This window comes from Bartonella occidentalis, assembly GCF_037070875.1.
Taxonomy (GTDB): Bacteria; Pseudomonadota; Alphaproteobacteria; order Rhizobiales; family Rhizobiaceae; genus Bartonella.
This window is the reverse complement of the sequence record NZ_JAYMZJ010000001.1, coordinates 545,814-554,937: the sequence shown is the minus strand read 5'-3', so window position 1 is coordinate 554,937 and position 9,124 is coordinate 545,814. Positions and strand designations below refer to the sequence as shown.

At 37.4% G+C, this 9,124-nt stretch carries 2 protein-coding genes; both read right to left on the bottom strand.

Annotated elements, in window-relative coordinates; all coding sequences use genetic code 11:
• Positions 1-7,224, bottom strand: a 7,224-nt coding sequence (locus WCP78_RS02285; protein ID WP_336278882.1) for a hypothetical protein, incomplete at its 3' end; no start/stop codon positions are given.
• Positions 7,225-8,212: 988 nt separating this feature from the next.
• The coding region (locus WCP78_RS02280; RefSeq protein WP_336278881.1) for a YadA-like family protein at positions 8,213-9,124 on the bottom strand (912 nt) is incomplete at its 5' end.

The window sequence follows — 9,124 nt, the reverse complement described above, 5'->3', positions numbered from 1 at the left end:
CACTGCATCTTCCGCATTTTCAGCAATCGACCCATTTGCTATGCCAGTAAGTTTTCGCGAGATACCATTCTTATTTTTTATATCAACTGAAGTACCACCTATTGCTTGACCAACAGTGATGACATTTTCTTCTCTCTTAACAAGAAGTGCATCTTCCACATCGTTAATTTTACCATCAAGACCTCTGAAAGTATTATTAACTCCATCAAAAGCGCTAGCAACATCACTATAACTTTGCACTCCACCGTCTAAGCCGTGAGACTTAAATTGTACAACCTCAAATTTAGGAGCTGTCCATTTTCCATTCTCATACTGAGCACCACCACCAAAATACTTAGCGAGTGTATTACTCATTGAATAGAGCTGAGCACCATTAACGGCTTCTGTAGATTCTTCTGCAACAGATCCTGCCTTCACACCAGAGATACTACGAAACATACCATTACTATTTGCAACTGTAATTGCTGTACCACCAGTTTCTGCACCAATCTTGATTGGGTCGCTTGTATCACTTTGCTTAACAAAGCTGTTTTCATTTACATTAGTAATTGCAGCGGCAAATTCATTTTTAATATCCGCAAAAGAATTACTTACTCCTGTAAATGCATCTGCAACAGTGTTATAATTTCCTTCCGTTGCATTTCCTTCAGCATCAAATTTTACAACTTTAAATACTGGAGCTGTCCATTGTCCATTCTCATACTGAGCATCACCGCCAAAATACTTAGCGAGTGCATTACTCATTGAATAGAGCTGAGAACCATTAACAACTTCTGTCGATCCTGCTACAACAGATCCTGCCTTCACACCAGAGATACTACGCGGCATATCATAACTATTTGCAACTGCAATTTCTGTACCACCAGTTTCTGAACCAATCTTGATAGAACCAGTCACGTCATCTCGCTTAACAAAGCTCTCATTCTTCACATTAGAAATTTCGTTGGTAAATGCATTTTTTATATTCGTAAAAGAATTACTTACTCCTGTAAACGCCTCTGCAACAGTGCTGTAATTTTTTTCTGTGGCATTGCCCTCAGCATCAAATGTCTTAACCATAAAGCTCGGTGCTATCCATTGCTCATCCTTATACTGAGCATCACCACCAAAGTATTTAGCGAGTGTATTACTCATTGAATAGAGCTGAGAACCATTAACAACTTCTGTCGATCCTGCTACAACAGATCCTGCCTTCACACCAGAGATACTACGCGGCATACCATAATTATTTGTAACTGCAATTTCTGTACCACCAGTTTCTGAACCAATCTTGATAGAACCAGTCGTGTCATTTTGCTTAACAAAGCTCTCATTCTTCACATTAGAAATTTCGTTGGTAAATGCATTTTTGATATTCGTAAAAGAATTACTTACTCCTGTAAACGCCTCTGCAACAGTACTGTAATTTTCTTCTGTGGCATTGCCCTCAGCATCAAATGTCTTAACCATAAAGCTCGGTGCTATCCATTGCTCATTCTTATACTGAGCACCACCACCAAAATACTTAGCTAATGTATTACTCATTGAATAAAGTTGGCCACCCGTTATAGCCTCAGTTGAATCTTGAGAGATATCTCCATCTGAGAGAAATCTAAGCTTACTGTTGCTTTTTACACTTCCTACCTTATGACGGGCAACAAATGCATTCTCACTATCATCCCACGACAAAACATTTTTAGTAATATTTTCAGTAATATCACTCTTTATATCATCAATAGAATTATTGATATTTTTGAGAGATTTATCAACTCCCACAAAAGCAGAACCAACATCATTATATACTGTATTCTGGATCCTATAAGTTGGAGCAGTCCAATCGCCATCCGCATATCTAGCATCACCACCAAAATATGTCGCAAGCATCTCACCCATCGAGCTAAGCTGTGAACCATTTATTGCATCTGTTGAGGATGTAGAAATATCCCCATCTGATAAACCAGTAATCTTTCGAGATGAACCACTCTTATTTTTAACATCTATTAGAACACCACCAGTTTCTGAACCAATCTTGATAGAACCAGTCGTGTCATTTTGCTTAACAAAGCTCTCATTCTTCACATTAGAAATTTCGTTGGTAAATGCATTTTTGATATTCGTAAAAGAATTACTTACTCCTGTAAACGCCTCTGCAACAGTACTGTAATTTTCTTCTGTGGCATTGCCCTCAGCATCAAATGTCTTAACCATAAAGCTCGGTGCTATCCATTGCTCATTCTTATACTGAGCACCACCACCAAAATACTTAGCTAATGTATTACTCATTGAATAAAGTTGGCCACCCGTTATAGCCTCAGTTGAATCTTGAGAGATATCTCCATCTGAGAGAAATCTAAGCTTACTGTTGCTTTTTACACTTCCTACCTTATGACGGGCAACAAATGCATTCTCACTATCATCCCACGACAAAACATTTTTAGTAATATTTTCAGTAATATCACTCTTTATATCATCAATAGAATTATTGATATTTTTGAGAGATTTATCAACTCCCACAAAAGCAGAACCAACATCATTATATACTGTATTCTGGATCCTATAAGTTGGAGCAGTCCAATCGCCATCCGCATATCTAGCATCACCACCAAAATATGTCGCAAGCATCTCACCCATCGAGCTAAGCTGTGAACCATTTATTGCATCTGTTGAGGATGCAGAAATATTCCCATCTGATAAACCAGTAATCTTTCGAGATGAACCTTCTTTATTTGTAATTTCAATTACAGTACCCTCTGTTTCCTTACCAATAGTGATAGGGTCAGTAGATTCCATTTGCTTAATAAGGAGGCTACCTTTGATATCATCTTTTACATTGCTAATCTCAGTATTCAAACTTACAAAAGAGCTATTCACACCCTCAAAAGCACTGGCAACATTATTATAACTATGCTTTTCACCTTGTGTTCCATCCGAATTAAATTGTACAATTTCAAATTCAGGAGCTGTCCATTTTCCATTCTCATACTGAGCATTGCCACCCAAAGATGTAGCAAAACTTCCGCCCATAGAATTGAGTTGCGAACCATTTATTGCATCTGTTGAGGATGCAGAAATATCCCCATCTGATAAACCAGTAATCTTTCGAGATGAACCTTCTTTATTTGTAACCTTAATTACGTTACCCTCTACGGCTTTCCCAATAGTAATAGAATTATCTTCCGCTTGCTTCACAAGAAGATTGTCTGTGATCTCACTTTTTACATGGTCAACCTTACTGTCTAAACCTGTGAAAGCTTGATTAACCCCCTCAAAAGCACTCGCAACAGTACTATAATCCTGCTTTTCACCTTGTGTTCCATCCGAATTAAATTGTACAATTTCAAATTCAGGAGCTGTCCATTGTCCATTCTCATACTGAGCATTGCCACCCAAAGATGTAGCAAAACTTCCGCCCATAGAATTGAGTTGCGAACCATTTATTGCATCTGTTGAGGATGTAGAAATATCCCCATCTGATAAACCAGTAATCTTTCGAGATGAACCTTCTTTATCTGTAATTTCAATTACAGTACCCTCTACGGCTTTCCCAATAGTAATAGAAGAATTATCTTCCGCTTGCTTCACAAGAAGATTATCTGTGATCTCACTTTTTACATGGTCAACCTTACTGTCTAAACCTGTGAAAGCTTGATTAACCCCCTCAAAAGCACTCGCAACAGTACTATAATCCTGCTCTTCACCTTTTATTCCATCAGAATCAAATTGTGAAACTTTGAAATTTGGAGCTGTCCATTGTCCATCCTCGTATTTAGCATCACCATCTAAATACGCAACAAGCTTGTTACTTATAGAATTGAGCTGCGAACCATTTATTGCATCTGTTGAGGATGCAGAAATATTCCCACCTGATAAACCAGTAATCTTTCGAGATGAACCTTCTTTATTTGTAATTTCAATTACAGTACCCTCTGTTTCCTTACCAATAGCGATAGGAGAACTCCTGCCTCCTGATTGCTTAATAAGGAGGCTACCTCTGATATCATCTTTTACATTGTTAATCTCAGTATTCAAACTTACAAAAGAGCTATTCACACCCTCAAAAGCACTGGCAACATTATTATAACTCTGCTTTTCACCTTGTGTTCCATCCGAATTAAATTGTACAATTTCAAATTCAGGAGCTGTCCATTGTCCATTCTCATACTGAGCATTGCCACCCAAAGATGTAGCAAAACTTCCGCCCATAGAATTGAGTTGCGAACCATTTATTGCATCTGTTGAGGATGTAGAAATATCTCCATCTGATAAACCAGTAATCTTTCGAGATGAACCTTCTTTATTTGTAACCTTAATTACGTTACCCTCTACGGCTTTCCCAATAGTAATAGAAGAATTATCTTCCGCTTGCTTCACAAGAAGATTGTCTGTGATCTCACTTTTTACATGGTCAACCTTACTGTCTAAACCTGTGAAAGCTTGATTAACCCCCTCAAAAGCACTCGCAACAGTACTATAATCCTGCTCTTCACCTTTTATTCCATCAGAATCAAATTGTGAAACTTTGAAATTTGGAGCTGTCCATTGTTCATCCTCGTATTTAGCATCACCATCTAAATACGCAACAAGCTTGTTACTTATAGAATTGAGCTGCGAACCATTTATCGCATCTGTTGAGGATGTAGAAATATCCCCATCTGATAAACCAGTAATCTTTCGAGATGAACCTTCTTTATTTGTAATTTCAATTACAGTACCCTCTGTTTCCTTACCAATAGCGATAGGAGAATTCCTGTCTCCTGATTGCTTAATAAGGAGGCTACCTCTGATATCATCTTTTACATTGCTAATCTCAGTATTCAAACTTACAAAAGAGCTATTCACACCCTCAAAAGCACTGGCAACATTATTATAACTCTGCTTTTCACCTTGTGTTCCATCCGAATTAAATTGTACAATTTCAAATTCAGGAGCTGTCCATTTTCCATTCTCATACTGAGCATTGCCACCCAAAGATGTAGCAAAACTTCCGCCCATAGAATTGAGTTGCGAACCATTTATTGCATCTGTTGAGGATGCAGAAATATCTCCATCTGATAAACCAGTAATCTTTCGAGATAAACCTTCTTTATCTGTAATTTCAATTACAGTACCCTCTACGGCTTTCCCAATAGTAATAGAAGAATTATCTTCCGCTTGCTTCACAAGAAGATTGTCTGTGATCTCACTTTTTACATGGTCAACCTTACTGTCTAAACCTGTGAAAGCTTTATTAACCCCCTCAAAAGCACTCGCAACAGTACTATAATCCTGCTCGTCACCTTTTATTCCATCAGAATCAAATTGTGAAACTTTGAAATTTGGAGCTGTCCATTGTCCATCCTCGTATTTAGCATCACCACCAAAATACGCAACAAGCTTGTTACTTATAGAATTGAGCTGCGAACCATTTATTGCATCTGTTGAGGATGTAGAAATATCCCCATCTGATAAACCAGTAATCTTTCGAGATGAACCTTCTTTATCTGTAATTTCAATTACAGTACCCTCTACGGCTTTCCCAATAGTAATAGAATTATCTTCTGCTTGCTTCACAAGAAGATTGTCTGTGATCTCATTTTTTACATGGTCAACCTTACTGTCTAAACCTGTGAAAGCTTTATTAATCCCCTCAAAAGCACTCGCAACAGTACCATAATCCTGCTTTTCACCTTGTGTTCCATCCGAATTAAATTGTACAATTTCAAATTCAGGAGCTGTCCATTGTCCATTCTCATACTGAGCACTACCACCCAAAGATGTAGCAAGTGTCTCACCCATAGAATTGAGCTGCGAACCATTTATTGCATCTGTTGAAGTAGAAGAAACGTCTCCAGCTTTAACTCCACTTACCACTTCATTTCCAGCATCAATACCACTGTTTGTGATCTTGGGACCACTGGCGATCTCCAAACCAGCTGCGCTCAGGGTAGTACCCTCTAATTTCACGCTATTTAATGCAAGATCTTTTGCTAAATCAAATGTTAACTTATTTTTTGTACTGTCTTGCACGATAGTGAAGTTCTCACTTCCAGCAGAAAAGTCCACTGTACTGCCTAGCCCAACATTTGTAGAATCTCCGCCATTAACAGAAAAATTCCACCCTCTTGTCGCCAATTCTCTTAAAGCTTTTAGCTGCGCAATATTTACTGCATCGGTATCATCAGCACCTGCTGCTACCCCTGTAATTTTTCGTGTCACACTAGTGTCAGCATCACCTACACTGAAAGCACCCTTAGTGTTTTTCCATACAGCACTTTCATTTTGTGACGCTTTACCCTCTATAGGATCATAACCAGAATTGGCACCACCATCACGAGCCATAGAATCAGCACGAGACACAGATCCCCCACCTATCGCAATACCACCTTCAGAAAGCACTTGTGTATTTTCTCCAATAGCAATTGCATTAGCTGTTTCAGCTCGAGCATGTAAACCAATAGCAACTGCATTGCTACCCTTTGCTACTGCTTGGTTTTCATCAGAATCAGCACCACCTATTGCGATAGAGCCAGAAGCCTGAGCACTAGCTCGCGAACCTATAGCAACTCCATAGTCACTGGCCGCATTTGCCCTAACTCCCAAAGCAACACTTTCTTTACCAGCAGCGACTGAAATCCCACCAAAAGCAATTGCAGCATCCCCTGACGCCTCTGATCCAACACCCACAGAAGCACTTGCTCGCCCACTTGCAAGAGCAGAAACACCAAAGGCCATCGCTCCCCCAGCTGACGTGGTTGCACTTGAACCGAACGCTACCGAATAATTCCCTGTTGCAGAAGCTCCACAACCAGTCACAAAAGAATAAACACCATAAGCCTCAGGCAGTACGTTAGTACTACCCTTTGTCAAAAAAGATCCTAGATACCCGACTTTATCTTGTGTCCGTGACTCAGCACTCCAATGCACTGTTTTGTCAGATGTGCCATAAGGATTAAAGCCTTTAAATGTTGTATTGTTGATAAATCTCTCAAACTGCTCTTCTGCAGTTATTTGCTTTTTATCATTAAAATTACCACCTCCACGACCGATAACGTTATCTGCACCACAAAAGTCATCATCACCAGTAATAACAGCACTACCATGACTGCCTTTACTATAACTAACCGAAACACCATTTGTACTGTGCTGTGTCGCTCCCGTTATAGCAAAATTTGCAGCAAAAAGAGGAGACACACTCGATAAAAGCACAGATAATGTGGCTCCTAACGAAACTATTTTAATTCTTTGTGCTTTATATGTTTTTGTCATAAAATCTCCTAATAAAAAACATTTTTAATACATAAAAAAGACACATTTTATTGTTAGATTTACTCATGTGTTTTTGTGTATGATTTTTTAATTGTTTCAGTTTTGGGCAACGCGTTTTGTTCGTGCGTTTTGTTCGTAATGAATCTTTAAAATTAGTGAGGTAGAGTCTTTAAGATGAACATAAAAAAGACATATTCTCACTTTAGAAAAAAATTTAAGTGTTTTTTAATAAAAATAGGTCATTCTCAGTAGTAGGTTATTTCGTTTTTTAAGTTAGATTATTTTGGTCGAAATGAGTCTTAATTTCGCCATCTTTAATACGTATAGGATATTAAATGAAATAGCAACAAAAAGTTTGATGTGTATTTTTGTCAAAGGGAAGTGTTGCAGATTTGTTTCTTTGTTTGATTGAATTTAAATAGATTTTCATTTCCATAAACAAAGAGGAAATTTAACAGTGGTTTTTGTACAATCTCTTCTGCAGTTAGAGCTCTCATAAATTAGATTCATAGTATAAATATAGAGTTGTTGATTAATTGCAAGGTCTTGTATAAGAAAGATTCTCTATCATAATTTGTTGTTTTTGTTAGAGAAAGATCCGCTGAAGGGGTGTTGTTTGTGAAAAACAAGAAATTGAGAATTCACTTTTTAGCGTAACCATTATATTTTAGCATAAATCGCATTTAAAAATATTTCACTTTTATCGTGTGCGTTTTAGATCAATTAAGATCTAGATGCTTTACTTTTGTACAATGTATTTTGTTTGTAATGAGTCTTTCAATAATCAGGAATTTATAAGGATACTTTTGTTCTTAATAATATCGTTTTGATTCAAATAGCTTTTAGTAGAAACTTTCTATAGATTCAGCATAAAAAATTGAAACCTAAAGGTTATTTATTAACGTGGATTATTTTTGCATAAATAAACATCCTTGTTATGTTTATTTTGTCCAAAACAAGGATGCATAAATTTATTTGTAGCTTGTTATCAGTTCAGTGTAATATTCACTCCTGCACCTATACCCCAATGACCTCCAGAACTAGTTACAGATAAATTGGATTTAATATCTCCACTCTCAGATGTATAACCAGCACCAAAGGCAAATGCAGATTGGCTACGCCATATACCAGCACCTAATCCAATACTTATTTTTCCAGGTGTATCATTATAACGCAAATTAGACACTGCTAACCCGATAGCTGCCGCTTGTCTTGCCTCTTTTTTCGCTTTTTCTATACCATAACTTAAAATGTTGAATTTCATATCTGTATATTCTTTAGACTTTTCAACAACATCATCTAAGACATTAGCAACAACATCATTGACACGTTTGTCTGCATACTGTTTTGCATCGTCGAGAACAATTTTCATCTGCTCTTGAGTATAATCATGCAACTGACCACCATTCACTGCTTCTTTTGAACCTTCTTCGATACGGCCACCTGCAAGATTGTCGATTAGTACAGGCTCACTTTCATCACCTCCAGTTAAGGTAATTTTATTGGTCTTTTTACCGTTTTCTTCGTCATAACTGACAACTGCATCTACTGAGAAATTGTCAAACTTATCTTCAATACCATTAATCTTATTTTCAATATTCGTAACACGGTTATTTGTTGCCCAAAGCTGTCCACCATTAACAACATCAGTAGAATCTTGTGTAATTTCACCAGCAGCTACATCGGTAATTTTAGAAACTGCACCATCATGAGAAGCAGAGTAAGCATTTTTTGTGTTATTCCAATATAAAGCGTCTACTGCATCAATTTCATCTGTAATTTGGCCAATACGTTCATTCATATTTGACATAGAAGTATTAATACCATTCAAGGCCTCAGCAACATTATTATATGACGCTTCTTGAGTCGTCCCAACAGCATTAAATTGAGAAATTTTAAA